This window comes from Defluviimonas sp. D31 (assembly GCF_033436765.1).
Lineage (GTDB): Bacteria > Pseudomonadota > Alphaproteobacteria > Rhodobacterales > Rhodobacteraceae > Albidovulum.
In genome coordinates, this window is record NZ_JAWQFN010000009.1 from 152,559 (window position 1) to 168,276 (window position 15,718).

Sequence of the window (15,718 nt, forward strand, 5' to 3'; positions counted from 1 at the left end):
CCGCCCGCTCCTGACCCCGGAGGTCCGCCCCGATGCCCGCAATCCTCAAGACCCCGCCGGCGGTGCTGCCGGTCAGTCGCGACGAGCTCAAGGCGCACCTCCGGGTGACCTCGGAGGCCGAGGACGCGACGCTCGATGCCTGCCTCGAGGCCGCGACCGCGGAGATCGACGGCCTCGGGCTCCTCGGCCGGGCGATGATCTCGGCGACCTATGAGCAGCTCTCGGCGCCGCGCGCCGGCTGGCTCGAGCTCGAGATCACCCCGCCGCAATCGCTGACCGCGATCACCTTCACCCGCGCCGATGGCTCCACCTTCGCCGGCGATCCGGCCGCCTATCCGATCGTCACGGATGGCGAGCGGCACTGGCTCGCCCCGGCCGCATGGCCCGCGGGCCTCGGCGCCCGGCCCGACGCGATCCGCGCGACCTATGTCGCGGGCTTCGGCGCCGCGCCGGCGGACGTGCCGGCGCCGTTGCGCCACGCGGTCAAGCTCCTCGCCGCACATCGTTTCGAGATCCGCGAGGAGGTGATCATCGGCGCCCCGGTCGCCCAGGTTCCGGCCGGCGTCGACCGGCTCCTCGCCCTCTACCGCGTTCGGGTGTTCGGATGATCGGCCGGCTCGACCAGGTGATCACCCTGCAACGCGAGGCCCGCACCGCGGACGGCGGCGGCGGCACCGAGCGGCTCTGGGCCGATCTCGAGACCGATCCGCGCCCCTTCGCGCGCGTCGAGCTCGCCGGCGGTGCCGAGGTCGCCCAGGGCGGCCGCACCATCGCGCGCCAGGTCGCGAATTTCACGATCCGCGCCCGCGCCGATCTTCTCTCCTCCGACCGGATCCTCTGGGATGGCCGGGCATGGAACATCACCGGGCTTGGCGCGCGGGCGATCCGCGGCGCCTATCTCCGGATCGAGGCGGTCGCCGGGGAGCTCTCGCGATGATCACGATCGAGGTCAAGGGAACCGAGGAGATCAAGGCGCTCCTCGGCCAGGTCGCGCCGCGCCACGCGGTCAACATCGCCCGCGCCACGATCCACGGCGTCGCCGGCGATATCCGCGACATGGCCAAGGAGGAGGCGCCGAAGGACGAAGGGGTCTTGCGCCGCGCGATCAAGGCCAAGCGCCGGCGCATGGAGTTCGGGCGGATCCGCTCGGACGTGGTGATCGAGCGCGGCAAGGGCGCGAAGGCGGATGCCTTTTACTGGCGCTTTGTCGAATACGGCACCTCCCGCCTGCCGGCGCGGCCCTATTTCCTGCCCTCGATCCGCCGGATCGAGGCCGCGCTGCCGGGGATCCTCCGCGACCAGTTCGTCAAGAAATTCACCGCCGCGCTCGCGCGGCAACGGCGCCGGGGAGGCGGGACATGAGCTCGATGGAATGGCAATTCCAGGTCGCGATCGCCGCCCGGCTCGGCGCCGACCCGGTGCTCGCCGGGCTCGGGGTCGCGGTCTATGACGTCGCCCCGACCAACCTCGAGGGCGAGCCCGAGCGCGCCTATCCCTGCGTCGAGATCGGCCATATCGACGCCCGCGACGCCGGCACCCGCTCCTCCGAGGGGCTCGACCTCCTCGTCCGGATCAACACCTTTTCCGCGACCGGCTCGTTTCGCGAGGCCCGCGAGATCCAGGGCCGGCTCTTCGAGATCCTGCACCGCAAGCAATCCGAGATCGCGGTCGCGGGCTCTCACCTCATCCTGATCCGCCGCGACGGCTCCGAGGTCGATCGCGACCCGGACGGGATCATGCACGGCGTTTGCGAATACCGCGCGCTCATCGAGACCGAGTGACGGCCGCCGGCCGCCAGCTTCCCCGCACTGATCCGCGCCCCGGGGGAGGGCGCTTTCCCGCATAGGAGTTTTCCGCCATGACCGCCACCGCAGGGCAGGACGCCATCTTCAAGATCGGCGCGACGCCGGTCGCCGGGGTCCGCGTTTCCGGCTTCACCCGCAACGCGACCCCGATCGACATCACCGACCGCGACTCCGCGGGCTACCAGGAGCTCCTCGCCGGCAAGGTCGCCGGCGCCTCGCTGTCGATGAACGTCGAGGGGCTCTTCAAGGGCCAGACGCTCCGGGCGCTGGCGCTCGGCGCACCCTCGGGCTGGACCCTCGCCGACGCCTCGCTCGTGCTCGCCAATGGCGACACGATCGCCGGCACCTTCTTCCTCGGCGATTACCAGGAGGGCGACGACCACAAGGACGCGACCACCTTCTCCGCGACGCTCGCCTCCTCGGGCGCGTGGACCTTCACGCCGGCGCCGTAAGGGGGATGCATGCAAGGGTTTGAACCTGTCACGCTCTCTTGGCGGGGGGCGAGCTACACGGTCGCGGCCGAGGATCAATTGCGGCTCATCGCCGAGATCGAGGACGCGCTCGCCGATCGCTCCGGCCGCCCCGCGGTCATGGCGCTTTGCGCCCGCGGCGGCCCGTCGCATTCGCGCCTCGCCGCCGCCTATGGCGCGGCGCTGCGCCATGCCGGCGCCACGGTGACCGACGCGGAGATCTATCTCTCGATCGTCGACGATCTCGGCCGCGCCGAGGCGGCGACGGCGATCAAGGTGCAAAACGCGATCCTCGGCCTCCTCGCGATCATGGCGCCGCCGATCCACCGCCGGATCATGGCGGCGGAGGAGGCGGAGGATCCCGCGGGAAAGCCCGCGGGGGAGACGGCCGCGCCGCCCCCGGCGGCATAGTCCGGACGCTCTACGCGCTCCTCGTGGGCCAGGGATGGGTGAGCCCCGCCGAGTTCTGGCGGCTCCCGCCCGGCGAGCTCTGGTGGGTCGTCGACGCCCGCCTCCCCCCTGAAATCCAGAACCGGAAGCCGGCGCAAAACGACCGGCTTCTATCCATGCTCGAGAAAGCGATCGAGGAGGCGGAAACGTGACAAAGGTCGTGGGCGACATTGCGGTGATGATCGGCGCGGATATCTCGCCGCTCGCGCGGGATCTCAAGCGCGGCACCGGGGCGCTCGACGGCTTCGCCGGCGATGCGGTCCGGGTCGGCGACCGGATCTCGAAAATCGGCGCCGCCATGACCGCCGCTTTCGGCGTGGTCGCTGGCGCGATCGCGGCGACGGCGGGGAAGATGATCGAGTTCTCGAAAGAGGTCGAGCAGCTTTCCCGCACCGCCGGGGTCGGGGTCGAGCGGTTCCAGAGCCTCGCCTTTGCCGCCTCCAAGTTCGGCGTCGAGCAGGACAAGCTCGCCGATATCTTGAAGGACGTGAACGACAAGGTCGGCGATTTCATGCAGACCGGCGCCGGCCCGCTCGCCGATTTCTTCACCAACATCGCGCCCAAGGTCGGCGTGACCGCCGATCAGTTCCGCGGCCTCTCCTCGGCCGATGCGCTCGGGCTCTACGTCAAGACCCTCGAGCGCGCCAACGTGAGCCAGGCCGAGCTCACCTTCTACCTCGAGGCGCTCGCCTCGGACGCGACGCAGCTCGCGCCGCTGTTTCTCGACAATGCCGCCGCGCTCGGCGAGCTCGAGCAGGCCGCGCGCGACCTCGGGATCGTGCTCGACGCGGATCTCGTCGCCAAGTCGACCCGCATGGGCCAGGTCTGGGATGCGATGATGACCGCGATGCAGGCGCGGTTTCTGACCTTCGCCGCGACGGTGATGAACGGCCTCGACGCGATCTTCGGTCTTACCGAAGAGGCCCAGGTCGATATCGGTCGCGAGAGTATTTCCAAGCTCGCCGACGAGCGGAACAAGGTGCTCGACGATATCGACGCCGCGCGCCAGCGGAGCCGGGTCGCCGCGGCGGCCTCGGGCGGCACCGCGCCCCAGAGCTCCGACGAGGCGTTCCTCTCCGCCCAGCTCGAGGCGATTGAAGAGGAAATGAACGTCGAGAACGACAAGCTCGCCCAACTCGGCGAGACGATCGCCAAGCGCGAGGAGGCCAAGGCCCGGCTCGAGGCGCTGACGAGCGGCGAGGGGATCGGCACCGGCGAGGCCCCCGAAGGCCGCGGCGGCGGAAAGTCGGAAGAGGACCGCCAGGCCGAGGAGTTCGACCGGCTGCGCGAGAGCCTCGCGACCGAGACCGAGATCATCGACGCGGCCTATGCCGCCGATCTCGCCGCGCTCGAGGAGTTCCGCGCGAGCAAGCTCGCGACCGAGGCGGAGTTCAATGATCTCGAGGCGCGGATCACCCGCAAGCACAAGGATGACATGGCCCGGCTCGAGCGCATGAAAAGCGCCGAGCGGCTGCAAGGTCTCTCGAGCATGTTCGGCGATCTCGGCGCGCTGATGCAGACCGAGAACGACAAGCTCTTCCGGATCGGCCAGGCCGCGGCGATCGCCTCGGCCACGATCGACGGATACGAGGCCGCGGTCTCGGCCTGGGAAAAGGGCATGAAGATCGGCGGCCCGCCGCTCGCCGCCGCCTTTACCGCCGCCTCGCTGGTCAAGACCGGCGCCCTTGTCGCCTCGATCGCCTCGGCCTCGCCCTCGGGCGCGGGCGGCGGCGGCGGGGCCGGCGGCGGCGGCGGCGCGGCGGCGGCGGCCAGCCCGGCCGCAGCCCCGGCGGCGGCCCCGGAGGCCGCAGCGCCGGCCGCCGCGGCACCGCTGCCGCAACAAATCAATGTCAACCTCGGGGATGCCGAGTTCCTGCCGCGCGGCGTGGTCTTGAAGTTTCTCGAGGCCATGCGCGACGCGACCAAGGACGGCGCCCTCATCACGGTCCGGTGATCCATGCCCGCAATCTTCTCCAAGGACTACGCGCTCCCCGCCGGCGACCGCCCGCTCACTCATGCGCGGATCGCCCATGCCGGCAACTGGATCTCCGGCACCGCCTCGGCCTCCTCGACCGATGGCTCGGGCGCCTATTTCGCCGACGCCCCGGCCAATTCCTTGCTCTTCGAGCGGTGGAAGCCGGCGGCGCTGCCGGGCAAATGGGAGATCGACGCCGGCGGCCCGGTCTCGGTCGATTATTGCGCGATCGGCGCGCATGATCTCGCCGCGACCGGATCGACGCTCAAGGTCGAATACGAGGGCGCGAGCCGCACCAATCTTTTCGCGCGGTCGCAGGAGCTCGAAAACGCCGTCTGGGTCAAGAACGGCGCCAGTGCCTCCGCCGGCGCGGTGCGCGCCCCGGACGGCTCGCTCACCGCCGACAAGCTCGTCGAGGATACGAGCGCCGGCGCGCCGCACCGGGTTTATTCCACCCTCGCGATCGCGGCCGAAACCGACTATGTGCTCTCGGTCTATGTCCAGGCGGCCGGCCGCTCCTATGGCCGGCTCCGGGCCGGGACCAACATCGGCTTTATCGAGGATCTGACGTTCGACCTCGGCGCCGGAACGATTTCGGGCGCCCCGGCCGGATCCGCGATCGAGGCGCTCCCCGAGGGATGGTTCCGGATCTCGCTGCCGTTCCGGACCCAGGTCGGCGCGACCGCGCTCTCGGGCGCCGGGGTCTATATCTGGGATACCGCCGCCGGCGGGAGCGGCGGCGGCGACAATTACGCCGGCGACGGGGTCTCCGGCCTCCATGTCTGGGGGTTCCAGCTCGAGGCCGGCACCGCACCGAGCTCCTACATCGCGACCACCACCGCCGCCGTCGCCTCGCCGTGGCGCGATCTCACCCCCTGGGCCGCGATCACGAGCGCGGCGCCGATCTTCGCGATCTTCCCGTTGCGCTCGGCGCGGCGCTGGCGGATCCAGGTCTCCGGCACCACGGCGCCGGCGATCGGCTTCGTCCGCTTCGGCCGGGCGCTGCAATTCGAGGAGCGGACCCGCTACCCGGGCCGCACCCCGTTCGAGCTCGCCCGCAACGCGCGGGTGATCGGCGCGCGCTCGGTCACCGGCGAGCCCCTGACCCGGATCAAGCTCCGCGACGGGCAAGGCCTCGCCTTCTCGTGGTCGTTCCTCTCCGAGGCATGGGTCAAGGCCGAGCTCCCCGCCTTCGTCCGGGCGCTCGAGGCGGATCTCTTCGTGATCGCCGAGCGGCCCGGGACGCACCCCGAGGACGTGGCGCTGTGCTGGATCTCGGGCGAGGCGCTGCCGCGCCCGGCGGCCGCCGGCATCGCCGACTTGCACGATTTCGCGCTCAATGCGGAGGGTTACATTGACGATTGACGTCCCGTTCACCGCCGAGCCGATCACGATCGTTCGGCTCGCGCAGCCGCGCTGCGCCCGCACCTTCGGCGTCGCCCCCTGCACCGCGACCGGCGAGGCGTGTTTCAACACCCGCGCGACCTGCCGCGACCCGGCGAATTTCTCCGGCACCGCGACGCTCGATCTCTGGTTCGGCGCCCCCGGCGCCGGCCGGCCCTCGGATGATCTCTATCTCCTGCCCTTGCTGGTCTCGGTCTCGACCTCGCCGGCCAAGCTCAACGTCTCGGGCGCCGATCGCGGCGCAAACCCCTTGGGGATCCGCGGCACCGCAACGATCCGGCTGCGCGACATGGCCCACAATGACCGGCTCGTCGATCCCTATCTCGCGACGCGGAGCTACGACCCGCTCACCCGCGGCACGTTCTGGGGCAAGTGGTCGCGGCGCAACCTCTACGGCCGCGCCGGGATGATCGTCACGGTTTACGAGGGCTATGCCGGCGACGCGCTCGCCGCCATGACCCGGCGCACCTATGTCGCCGAAAGCCTCGACGCCTCGGGCGCGGATCTCGTCACGCTGCGCGCCCGCGATCTCCTGTCGAAAGCCTCCGACGAAAAGGCGCTGGCGCCGCGGCCCTCGCCGGGCGAGCTCGCCGCCGATATCACCGCCGCCCAGACGACCTTGAGCGTCTCCGGCGCGACCACGGCCGATTATGCCGCCTCGGGCACGCTCCGGATCGGCGACGAGGTGATGAAGTATTCCGCCCGCACGCTCAACGGCGGCACCGGGCTTCTCGACTTCACGATCTCGGCGCGCGGCTCCGACAAGACCACGGCCGAGGAGCACAAATCCGGCGACCGGGTCCAGCAATGCTTGCGGTTTTCGAGCCTCGCGGTCGACGCCGCCCTCGCCGCCCTTTACCAGGGATACACCACGATCCCGACCGCCTATCTCGACCTCGCGGCCTGGGCCGCCGAGGCGGCCGATCACCTCACCGCCTACAGCGTGACCGGGCTCGTCACCGACCCGACCCCGGTCAAGGATCTGATCGGCGAGATCTGCGAGCAGGCCCAGGTGATGCAATGGTGGGACGAGCGCGCGGCGCTGGTGAAGATGCGGGCGATCGCGCCCCTCGACGCCGAGCCGCGGCGCGTGACCGAGGCGGAGCATATCCTCGCCGAGAGCGTGGCGCTCCGGGAGTTCCCCGATCGCCGTGTCTCGCAAGTCTGGGTCTATTACGACCCGCGCGATCCGACCGCCAACCCGCGCGCGGCCGAAAGCTACCGCCGCGCCCAGGTCTCGGCCGAGCTCACGCTCGAGGGCGCCGATCTCTTCGGCGACCCGGCGATCCGGACCGTATTCGCGCGGTTCATCAACTCGACGCCGGTCGCGCTCGAGACCTCGGCGCGGATCCTCTCGCGCTACAAGAACGGCGCGACCGAGATCGCCTTTTCGGTCACCGACAAGGACGGCGACCTCGAGGTCGCCGAGGTCGTCAAGATCCGGCACCACTTGATCCAGGACGCGACCGGCGCGCCGCAAGAGCGGCTCTGGGTCATCACCTCGGCCGATCGCCGCCACCGCGAGCGGCGGGTCACCTATACCGCCGAGGACGCCACCCTCGCCGGCACCCTGTACCGGATCTGTGCCAACACGGTTCCGGATTACCGGGGCGACGGCTCGGATCCGTTCGACGCGGCCTTCGTCTCGATCACCTCCACCGGGCTCCTGCCGAACGGCGACCCCGGGATGACCATCCAGTAAAGGGGAGGCTCTCATGACCACCTATACCGCGATCGCGGACAACGAGATCGACGCCGGCTCGCCGCTCAACGCCTCGCTCTTCTACCGGCTGGCGCGCAATCCCCAGGCGATCACCGAGGGCGCCTCCGGGGCGCCGAAGGTCCAGACCGCCGGGCTCCAGGATGGCTGCGTGACCAATGCCAAGGTCGCGAACGCTTCGATCGACTCGGCCAAGATCGTCGACGGGACGATCGTCAACGGCGACGTCGCGAACGGGACGCTCGGGTCGGAAAAATTCCAGGCCAGTACGACCGAGACCTATTGGGTGCTCGCCCGCTATGCCGCCGGCCTCTACTGCGACGTGGGAACCTTGATCTTCGCGGCGACGACCAATGACACGATCACGGTCGGCGCCGGGAGCAACATCGCCGGATCCTTGCTGAAACCCGCCGGACTCGCGAGCGACCACAGCACGGGCCCCTTGTCGACGGGCCTTTTCGGCTCGGGGGCCTCGCTGCCCGGGACTTGGCGCTGCCTCGGCTATCTGCCCGGTCGCCTTAGCAACAACGGTTCCAACAACGCCGCCACCCTGTTCGTGAGGATCTCGTGATGATGCAGATACGAAACCCGGCGTTCAACGCCACCGGCGGGATCGACTGCGAGGTCGAGCATCCCGAGTTCGGCTGGATCCCCTATACCGCGCGCGCCGATGATCCGGCGCCCTCGGGATGGGTGATCCATGCCGCGGCGCTGGCGATGGATCCCGCGCCCTATGTCGCGCCGCCGCCGCCGCCGCCGACCGGCGCGGACGTGAACGCCGAGCGCGACGCCCGGGTCCGCGCCGGGCGCGTGGTCGAGATCGCCGGTCACGGCCCGGTCCGCCTCGGCGGCTCCGAGGCCGATATCCGCAATCTGCAAGGGCTCGCGGTCGCCGCGCAACTGCGCCTCGCCGCCGGCGACGGCGCCGCGATCACGCTCTTTCGCGATGAGGACAACGTGATCCACGCGCTCGACCAGGCCCAGACCCTCGCGCTCTGGTCGGCCGGCGCCGCCTATGTCTCGGCGGTGTTCCAGGCGGGATGGGCGCTCAAGGACAACCCGGCCGGGATCCCCGCCGATTTCAGGGACGGGAGCCATTGGCCATGATCGGGCGCTATCTGTGGAACCTGACGATCGCGCTCGACCAGTTCGCGAACGCCCTCCTCGGCGGCGATCCCGACGAGACGATCTCGAGCCGGGCGGCCAAGCGCCAGCATCGCTCGCACTGGCGCGCGCTCGGCCGGCTCCTCGAATGGATCGACCCCGGCCACCTCGCCCGCGCCCGCGAGGCCGACGAGGGCGGTGCGGCCTCTTTCGGAAAGGGCGGCGAATGACCGGGATCCCCGACGCGATCTCCGGCGCGCTCGACGCGCTCTTCGGCGGCGCCGCCGCGCTCGGTGCCGCCGCCGCCGGGCGGCTCATGTACCATTCCGGCGAGGTCAAGGGCGGCCGGCGCCGGTTCCTCTCGCGCGAGCTCGCCTGGGAGATCCCGGTCGCGGTCGGCATGGCGATCGTCGGCCGCTCGCTCGCCGACTACCTCGGGCTCGGCGCCAATGTCTCGACCGGGCTCGTCGCGGTGCTCGCCTATCTCGGCCCGCGCGGCTCCGAGGCGCTGATCGAGCGGCTCCTCCGCCGCTAGGCCCCGCCCCGTCCCGCCTCCCCTCCCCGGGCGCGCGCCCCGCGCCCGGCCCCTCCCCTTTCGCGAGGTGATCCCTTGAAAACCGTCTCCGACATTACCGCCGAGATCCTCCGCCGCGAGGGCGGCTATGTGAACGATCCCGACGATCCGGGCGGCGCCACCAATCACGGCGTCACGCTCGCCACGCTGCGCCGGCTCGGCCTCGATCTCGACGGCGACGGCGATATCGACGCGGCGGACGTGCGCCGCCTCACCCGCGACCAGGCCGCGGAGATCTTCGAGCGCCACTATTACCACGGCGCCGGGATCCCGCGGCTCCCCGGGCCGCTCCGCGCCTCGGTCTATGACATGAACGTCAACGCCGGCTCGATCGCGGTGCGGCTCCTGCAACGGCTCCTCGGCGCCTTCGGCGAGGTGCTCGTCGAGGATGGCAAGCTCGGCCCGGCGACCGCCGCCGCGGCGTTCCGGGTCCAGACCTCCACCTCGGGCGCGCTCGTCGATGCCTACGGCATCGCCCGGCGAAATTACTATTACGCCCTCGCCGAGGCCCGGCCGGCCTTGCGTAAATTCGCCCGGCGCCGCGACGGCGGAAAGGGCGGCTGGATCACCCGCGCGGAGGAGTTCATCGCCCCGCGCTTTCACCTTTCGGACGCGGAACACAAAGCGAGGGTCAGGACATGGGCTTGAACATCGGGTCTCTTCTTTCCGGGCTGATCGGCCCGGGCGGCCTGCGCGAGGCGGTCGAGGTGTTCCGCCCCAATGCCGAGGCCGGCGCCGGGCGCGACCAGGAGCGGTTTCTCGCCGCGCTGGCGCAATTGGCGGCCGAGCGCGGCGGCGAGGGCGCGTTCAACCGCGCGGTCGACGGGCTCAACCGCCTGCCGCGGCCGCTCCTCGCCTTCGGCACGATCGGGCTCTTCGCCTTCGCGATGATCGCGCCCGCGGCCTTCGCGGTGCGGATCTCCGCGCTCGCGCTCGTGCCGGAGCCGATGTGGTGGCTCCTCGGCGCGATCGTGGGCTTCTACTTCGGCGCCCGCGAGCTCGAGAAATCCCGCGGCGCCGGCGTCGCCCGGGTGATGGGCGAGCTCGCCGAATGGCGCGCCGGCACCGCGGCCGAGACCGCGGCCCCGCGCCCGCTCCCGGTGGAGCGCGCCGCCGCGCCCGAGGCGGCGGATCCGGTCGCGGCCGCGGTCGCGGAGGCAAACCCGGCGCTCGAGGAATGGCGCCGCGGCATGGGCGGGTCGGATCGTGACTGATCCCCGCCCGGCGCTGCCGCTCGCGCCCTTCCTCGCCGGCCTCGGCCGCCGGCCGCGGATCCTGATCCTCGGCCATGCGCGGCACGGCAAGGACACCGCCGCGGCGCTCCTCGCCCGCCTCGCCGGCCTCTCGTTTGCCTCCTCGAGCGAGTTCGCGGCGCGCCGCGCGGTCTTTCCCCTCGTCGCGGATCTCTATCCCGACTGGCGCGCGGCCTATGCCGACCGGGGCAATCACCGGGCGCTCTGGTTCCACGCGATCGCGGCCTACAATCTGCGCCCCGGCCCCTCGCTCGCCGAGGAGATCCTCGCCGACCATGCGATCTATGTCGGGATGCGGAGCCGCGCCGAGTTCGCGCGCTCGCGGCGGCTCTTCGACCTCGTGCTCTGGATCGACGCCGCCCGCCGGCTGCCGCCGGAACCGGCGGGCTCGATGGAGCTCGCCCCGCCCGACGCCGATCTCGTGATCGCGAACAATGGCGACGAGGCCGCGCTCGAGGCGCGGCTCCGCGCCGCGCTCTTCGGCTGACGGGCGAGAACGCCCCGGGAACGGCTTGCACGGATTTTGCACGCATGACCCGTGCAAGCCCCCCGCGGATCAACGAAATTCGTTGAACATCAACGAAAATCGTTTGCGCGGGATTTTGCCGGCCGGGGCGCAGAAAAGCCTTGTCTTTCTTGGGTCTTGCGGGCTATTCCTCGCGGCGGAGACGTGGCCGAGTGGTCGAAGGCACACCCCTGCTAAGGGTGCAGACGGGGAACCGTCTCGAGGGTTCGAATCCCTTCGTCTCCGCCACCGAACATTGAAATCATTGCAAAAAACCCGATACTCGCCTTCATACCCGCCCAAAATCCCGCCTTAAATTTTGCGCTTGTTGCTACGCACCTAAATGCGACAAGCGGTAGAGTTAGTCATGGGAATGCGGGTGTCCTCACCGATACAGTAGTATGATCGGCTTGCTGGCCGCTGACACCACAGAAACCGCGAAATTTTGCGATTTATGTCAGCGATAGCCTCCAATCGGTCCCAGTTCTCCTTTCCCATGAATTTGCGCCCCCCCCGTCTGGCCTTCACCGAACTCTCCCCTGGCAGTTCACCGGCCTCGAAGTATGCTGCTTTGGACGCACCATGCGCGTCGTGTGATCGCGGCCACGGCCCTGAAACCACGTGCGGCTCGGTTCGAAGAAGTCGCGGGCGCTTTCGGCCATCGTGGCGCGCCGGTTCTAATCGCCAATTAGTGGATTAAACTTTCAGAAAATCGTCAATTAGTGGATTGAACTTTCAAAAAAAATGCGAGGCTCCCGCTCGTGGGGGAGCACAAGACAACGTCCAATCACGGAGCTTACAAGTAATGACATTCCTAAGACTATCTGCGTTCGCGATCATCGCTGCGTCCCTTCTACCGGTGCCATCTGCCTCGGCAGGAGATGTCTACGTCAACGGTTACTATCGCGGCGACGGGACTTACGTTGCCCCGCATTATCGAAGCGCTCCGAACACCACAAAGCTCGACAACTGGAGTCAGAGAGGAAACGTAAACCCGTACACCGGTCAGGCAGGGACTCTGGACTGTGGTTACAACTGCACAAACTATGGCCGGTCGGGGAACTCATATGGTGGATATAGTGGCGTTACCGGCGGCTCAAGATCCGGTAGCTTATTTGGCACCTATGGGAACTGATCAATGCGCTAAGCTGGCCGAACTTATCGAGTTTCGGTTCCATGTCGGCGCAATCCCGTCACGGTCGACGAGGTTTCCAGCGCCACAAAAGGCGGCGACACGGATCTCCTGCTTGGACTGGTGGTGACCGCGGCGCTCTGGAGCAATGGAAACTCCGGGTAGGTTGCAGTGGGTCGGCGAGACGTCTCGCCGGCCATCCACACGGCCACTCCCATGGCATGGGAGTGGCCGAAGACACAAGCGCATTGCCACTGCTCAGAAAAGGGCCCGACGCGATCCCGCCCGTTTCCATGGGAAATGTCTATGACGGCCTGTCCTGTAAGCAGGCCAGTTCGATGCTCATCGAAGAACGCCAGCGCCTCTCCGCGCTGACGACTAAGCAGAANATCCCGCCCGTTTCCATGGGAAATGTCTATGACGGCCTGTCCTGTAAGCAGGCCAGTTCGATGCTCATCGAAGAACGCCAGCGCCTCTCCGCGCTGACGACTAAGCAGAAGAACGCCGCAGCCGGCGATGCGATAGGTGTGTTCCTGATCGCAGTCCCGGTCTCGTCGCTGACCGGCAACGATGTCGAGGGTGAGCTCGGCACTTCAAAGGGCAAGGTTGTTGCTCTCGAGAACCGCATGCTTACTTGCAGATAAGAAGATACCGGGACCTTCTGGTCCCGGCCCTTTTCCATTCTTTTCTATCCCTGCGCAGCGAAACAAGGCGCCGAGTAGTGTCCTCGCATGACGAAACCCAGCCCGTTCAAGTGGTTCAAGACCTCGCCGGAGATCATCCGTCCGTTCGTCGTGACCCGAGAGCGAGCCCTCTGCATTCTGGACCACCTCGAATCCGACCAGGTCACCCTCGACGTCCGCCAGGAGCGAGATGCCACGCCGATGAAGACGCCGGTGCAACGCTGAATTGGCATATTGCGGCGCCGTCATGGGGGTCATCCACGCCATCAACAGAGCCCCTTTTCCCCATACTAGCCGCAACTTATGATGAGTAGAATCGGAAGCCTACGGATGAGATGAAAACCATTTGGAGTACGTCAAACCGAAGGCCAGGCTCCGACGAATAGTGCCCCAAGGGAGATCTACCCCTAATGTTTTCCAAGCGACTTTACATGAAACTAGTCTGGTCGATGCGCTTTCGGGCCGCTCCGAAGGATTTGCATTTTTTCGCCATCGCCGCGTTGGCTTGGTTTTTGACGGCTAATTTCGCAACTGCCACAGAGAGCTATGGCTCGGCCGGTGAGTGGGGATTGTTCTATGAGAACAACAGCGCCGCATCCAGAACTTGTTGGGCCGCGACAGCAAGCTTTGAGACCTTGGAGATAAATGGCTCACCAATATATTTTAGTGTCACACGGCACGTTGGCTCCGCTCCATCGGTCATTGTTTATGCTGACCAAAGGCTTCCAAAATCAGCGGGCTTGAAGGTCAATGTTTCGGGTAGCTCCTACCGATTGGGTTCTTCGGATGGGCAATTTGCTTATACGCAATCGGAAGCTGCCGATAGAAAAATTATTGATGATCTAAAGTCACTCGACAAGGCTGGGCAAAAAGATCCAAATGACTTCTTTGTCAGCATCCCCAGTGTCGGTAATTTTTCGTTTTATGCGAATGGCTTCAATGAAGCGCTGAAGCAGGTTTTAGCAAAGTGTTCCAACTAGAAACGTTCGCAGTGAGCCGACTTATCTGACCGATCCATGTTGATTGTTAGTGCATGACCGAACTGAATGCCACCGAGACCAGAGATTATGGGGTTGTCGGTATGTAACCAAGGGCGCAGTGCGGTCTGCTGGTGTTGAGATGTCTACGCTAGTTTTCGATGATGACCTGTGCCACGCCGAGTTAGTGGAAGATTTCGCCGTCGAGCAATTCATCCATGATTTGTGTCTGCCAACCTTGACTTACTTGATGTAAACGCAGTCGATCCGCTGGGGGCTAGACTTCCATGTGTAAAGCATAGAGCGCTCATTTAGACCAGAGCAGAAGACGCCCATGTCGCTAACGCCGTTCTTGTTGGTGACGACCTTCTGCGACGTGTATTCCCACAAGGTTCCGTACCCGTCGGTCGGCAGAGTGAAGCGACTTGTCTGCACGATGCCGCAAGGTCCCAGCGGGCTACCTTCAGCAACCCACAAATTCTCGTCAACGTTAACGAATGTCTGGCTGTTCTGGTTGATAAAGGCCGTGACTGCCCACTTGTTTGTCACCACCCCAGAGGCGTATCAGGCGGCGTATTTCAATGGCCTCCCGAACAATATCATTGATCTTCCGCCGTTCCTCGATCCACGCCCGAGACCGAATTCCGTGTCGCCAGGACGGGTGATCCTTGTCTGTGGATGGCGAATCTGGCTTGACCTGACTGGATCTGTCCGAAACTACTTGCGAAAATGCAGGAGCAGAGATTCTTGCGGTTCGTGGAGTGCGTGCGTGAGATTCTGGATCAGCAATAAAAAGGTTCCCGTAGATGACAACCGGCGTCAGAAGCGCATCGACGAATACATGAAGCTTTGGGCGGCCCTTGGCGGTGCCGATAGGGTCGTTACCTTATCAACCGAAGACCTGGCCGAATTGGCGCTTCAACATGGTGCAGATGAACGCCAAATCGAAATGCTCCTACAAGCGCAAATGACGTTCAAGGAAATTGAAGAAGACGTCCAGATCGAGCGTCGCGATTCAATTTACGCAGCTGAAGTGGAAAGCGAATCCGCTACATTCGAGAAGTGGGTCGAAGAGACCCGCAAGCATAATGAGAAAAACAATTGAAATACATCGCTTTGGTAGCCGCGCTGGCGACTGCTTTTCCAATGTTCGCGCGCGCTGAAAATGTGGCTTTGCTACTGTTTGAAAACACCAGCTCCGAAAATCGCTTTGCCGGTTGCTTAAACTGTAACCGTCACGATGCTGTGTCAGTATGCAACAGATACGGGAAATACGGATCACGCTACGAGGGTGACAGCATTTGGAATCGGTATGGTCCCCATGGATCTCGCTATGAGGAACATAGCCCATGGAACCGCTATGGACAGGGTTTGATTGTCGTCGATCCGGAAGGGAATTTTTATGGCCACTTCTCCCTCAATAGATACGCCCACTACGGACAATCGCAGGTGGAATTGGTCCAGTCTCTTTTGGAACTCCATGAAAAGGGTGTTGAGCTAGACGAGATAAGAGACCTTCTCTGTGAATGATAAGTAAATTGGTACCGATCCAGTAGTCTTTGTCAATCCCGGCGCAAAGTTGGTCGGCGTAGCGGCGGAATAGTCCCCAACGGTTGGGACTATCGCGCGTCTTGACGCGTGTGCTCCCCACAAAGCTGACGCGCGG

Annotated in this window: 21 protein-coding genes and 1 tRNA gene; all 22 read left to right on the plus strand. The window is 66.3% G+C overall.

All coding sequences use genetic code 11. The features are described from left to right. Positions 1-32 precede the first annotated feature (32 nt). Positions 33-608 (plus strand): hypothetical protein, encoded by a 576-nt coding sequence (locus R5H32_RS16095; protein WP_318339712.1) that lies wholly within the window; start codon positions 33-35, stop codon positions 606-608. Then, entirely contained in the window at positions 605-937 is a 333-nt protein-coding gene (locus R5H32_RS16100) for a head-tail adaptor protein (protein WP_318339713.1), read from the plus strand. Before R5H32_RS16095 ends, R5H32_RS16100 begins: the two co-directional genes overlap by 4 nt. Next, positions 934-1,362 carry an HK97-gp10 family putative phage morphogenesis protein gene (locus R5H32_RS16105; protein WP_318339714.1) on the plus strand — a complete coding sequence of 143 codons (429 nt, stop codon included), beginning with the start codon at positions 934-936 and terminating at the stop codon, positions 1,360-1,362. Before R5H32_RS16100 ends, R5H32_RS16105 begins: the two co-directional genes overlap by 4 nt. Next, positions 1,359-1,781 (plus strand): DUF3168 domain-containing protein, encoded by a 423-nt coding sequence (locus tag R5H32_RS16110; RefSeq protein ID WP_318339715.1) that lies wholly within the window; start codon positions 1,359-1,361, stop codon positions 1,779-1,781. Before R5H32_RS16105 ends, R5H32_RS16110 begins: the two co-directional genes overlap by 4 nt. A gap of 77 nt (positions 1,782-1,858) precedes the next feature. Continuing rightward, entirely contained in the window at positions 1,859-2,257 is a 399-nt protein-coding gene (locus R5H32_RS16115) for a phage tail tube protein (RefSeq protein ID WP_318339716.1), read from the plus strand. A 9-nt stretch (positions 2,258-2,266) separates the two neighbouring features. Beyond that, positions 2,267-2,686: a hypothetical protein gene (locus tag R5H32_RS16120; protein WP_318339717.1), complete on the plus strand. Its 420-nt coding sequence runs from the start codon at positions 2,267-2,269 to the stop codon at positions 2,684-2,686. Between the two features lie 38 nt (positions 2,687-2,724). Then, positions 2,725-2,877, plus strand: coding sequence for a hypothetical protein (locus R5H32_RS16125; RefSeq protein ID WP_318339718.1), 153 nt, complete (start codon positions 2,725-2,727; stop codon positions 2,875-2,877). Next, the gene (locus tag R5H32_RS16130) at positions 2,874-4,679 is read left to right on the plus strand and encodes a hypothetical protein (RefSeq protein WP_318339719.1); all 1,806 of its coding nucleotides are present in this window, start codon (positions 2,874-2,876) and stop codon (positions 4,677-4,679) included. The genes R5H32_RS16125 and R5H32_RS16130 overlap by 4 nt, the downstream gene beginning before the upstream one ends. 3 nt (positions 4,680-4,682) lie before the next feature. Next, complete coding sequence (locus tag R5H32_RS16135; RefSeq protein WP_318339720.1) at positions 4,683-6,065, plus strand: hypothetical protein; 1,383 nt, start codon at positions 4,683-4,685, stop codon at positions 6,063-6,065. Further along, positions 6,055-7,806: a hypothetical protein gene (locus tag R5H32_RS16140; RefSeq protein ID WP_318339721.1), complete on the plus strand. Its 1,752-nt coding sequence runs from the start codon at positions 6,055-6,057 to the stop codon at positions 7,804-7,806. The genes R5H32_RS16135 and R5H32_RS16140 overlap by 11 nt, the downstream gene beginning before the upstream one ends. Before the next feature lie 13 nt (positions 7,807-7,819). Continuing rightward, positions 7,820-8,395 carry a hypothetical protein gene (locus tag R5H32_RS16145; protein WP_318339722.1) on the plus strand — a complete coding sequence of 192 codons (576 nt, stop codon included), beginning with the start codon at positions 7,820-7,822 and terminating at the stop codon, positions 8,393-8,395. Next, complete coding sequence (locus R5H32_RS16150) at positions 8,395-8,931, plus strand: DUF4376 domain-containing protein (RefSeq protein ID WP_318339723.1); 537 nt, start codon at positions 8,395-8,397, stop codon at positions 8,929-8,931. The genes R5H32_RS16145 and R5H32_RS16150 overlap by 1 nt, the downstream gene beginning before the upstream one ends. Next, positions 8,928-9,158 carry a hypothetical protein gene (locus tag R5H32_RS16155; RefSeq protein WP_318339724.1) on the plus strand — a complete coding sequence of 77 codons (231 nt, stop codon included), beginning with the start codon at positions 8,928-8,930 and terminating at the stop codon, positions 9,156-9,158. The genes R5H32_RS16150 and R5H32_RS16155 overlap by 4 nt, the downstream gene beginning before the upstream one ends. After that, complete coding sequence (locus R5H32_RS16160; RefSeq protein WP_318339725.1) at positions 9,155-9,463, plus strand: phage holin family protein; 309 nt, start codon at positions 9,155-9,157, stop codon at positions 9,461-9,463. The genes R5H32_RS16155 and R5H32_RS16160 overlap by 4 nt, the downstream gene beginning before the upstream one ends. Before the next feature lie 75 nt (positions 9,464-9,538). Continuing rightward, a complete protein-coding gene (locus R5H32_RS16165; RefSeq protein WP_318339726.1) occupies positions 9,539-10,150 on the plus strand; it encodes a holin-associated N-acetylmuramidase in 612 nt (203 codons plus the stop codon). After that, a complete protein-coding gene (locus R5H32_RS16170) occupies positions 10,141-10,716 on the plus strand; it encodes a holin family protein (RefSeq protein ID WP_318339727.1) in 576 nt (191 codons plus the stop codon). The genes R5H32_RS16165 and R5H32_RS16170 overlap by 10 nt, the downstream gene beginning before the upstream one ends. Next, positions 10,709-11,242 carry a hypothetical protein gene (locus R5H32_RS16175; RefSeq protein ID WP_318339728.1) on the plus strand — a complete coding sequence of 178 codons (534 nt, stop codon included), beginning with the start codon at positions 10,709-10,711 and terminating at the stop codon, positions 11,240-11,242. Before R5H32_RS16170 ends, R5H32_RS16175 begins: the two co-directional genes overlap by 8 nt. Before the next feature lie 177 nt (positions 11,243-11,419). Further along, positions 11,420-11,509, plus strand: a tRNA-Ser gene (locus R5H32_RS16180). A gap of 1,614 nt (positions 11,510-13,123) precedes the next feature. Then, a complete protein-coding gene (locus R5H32_RS16185; protein ID WP_318339729.1) occupies positions 13,124-13,300 on the plus strand; it encodes a hypothetical protein in 177 nt (58 codons plus the stop codon). 206 nt (positions 13,301-13,506) lie between these two features. Then, entirely contained in the window at positions 13,507-14,055 is a 549-nt protein-coding gene (locus tag R5H32_RS16190; protein WP_318339730.1) for a hypothetical protein, read from the plus strand. Positions 14,056-14,821: 766 nt separating this feature from the next. Beyond that, entirely contained in the window at positions 14,822-15,157 is a 336-nt protein-coding gene (locus R5H32_RS16195) for a hypothetical protein (RefSeq protein ID WP_318339731.1), read from the plus strand. After that, a complete protein-coding gene (locus tag R5H32_RS16200; protein ID WP_318339732.1) occupies positions 15,154-15,582 on the plus strand; it encodes a hypothetical protein in 429 nt (142 codons plus the stop codon). The genes R5H32_RS16195 and R5H32_RS16200 overlap by 4 nt, the downstream gene beginning before the upstream one ends. Positions 15,583-15,718 lie beyond the last annotated feature (136 nt).

Bases quoted from the DNA above. Each gene is read 5' to 3' on its own strand.
- R5H32_RS16095 (WP_318339712.1), top strand. From the start codon at position 33: ATGCCCGCAATCCTCAAGACCCCGCCGGCGGTGCTGCCGGTCAGTCGC.
- R5H32_RS16100 (WP_318339713.1), top strand. From the start codon at position 605: ATGATCGGCCGGCTCGACCAGGTGATCACCCTGCAACGCGAGGCCCGC.
- R5H32_RS16105 (WP_318339714.1), top strand. From the start codon at position 934: ATGATCACGATCGAGGTCAAGGGAACCGAGGAGATCAAGGCGCTCCTC.
- R5H32_RS16110 (WP_318339715.1), top strand. From the start codon at position 1,359: ATGAGCTCGATGGAATGGCAATTCCAGGTCGCGATCGCCGCCCGGCTC.
- R5H32_RS16115 (WP_318339716.1), top strand. From the start codon at position 1,859: ATGACCGCCACCGCAGGGCAGGACGCCATCTTCAAGATCGGCGCGACG.
- R5H32_RS16120 (WP_318339717.1), top strand. From the start codon at position 2,267: ATGCAAGGGTTTGAACCTGTCACGCTCTCTTGGCGGGGGGCGAGCTAC.
- R5H32_RS16135 (WP_318339720.1), top strand. From the start codon at position 4,683: ATGCCCGCAATCTTCTCCAAGGACTACGCGCTCCCCGCCGGCGACCGC.
- R5H32_RS16145 (WP_318339722.1), top strand. From the start codon at position 7,820: ATGACCACCTATACCGCGATCGCGGACAACGAGATCGACGCCGGCTCG.
- R5H32_RS16150 (WP_318339723.1), top strand. From the start codon at position 8,395: ATGATGCAGATACGAAACCCGGCGTTCAACGCCACCGGCGGGATCGAC.
- R5H32_RS16155 (WP_318339724.1), top strand. From the start codon at position 8,928: ATGATCGGGCGCTATCTGTGGAACCTGACGATCGCGCTCGACCAGTTC.
- R5H32_RS16160 (WP_318339725.1), top strand. From the start codon at position 9,155: ATGACCGGGATCCCCGACGCGATCTCCGGCGCGCTCGACGCGCTCTTC.
- R5H32_RS16170 (WP_318339727.1), top strand. From the start codon at position 10,141: ATGGGCTTGAACATCGGGTCTCTTCTTTCCGGGCTGATCGGCCCGGGC.
- R5H32_RS16185 (WP_318339729.1), top strand. From the start codon at position 13,124: ATGACGAAACCCAGCCCGTTCAAGTGGTTCAAGACCTCGCCGGAGATC.
- R5H32_RS16190 (WP_318339730.1), top strand. From the start codon at position 13,507: ATGAAACTAGTCTGGTCGATGCGCTTTCGGGCCGCTCCGAAGGATTTG.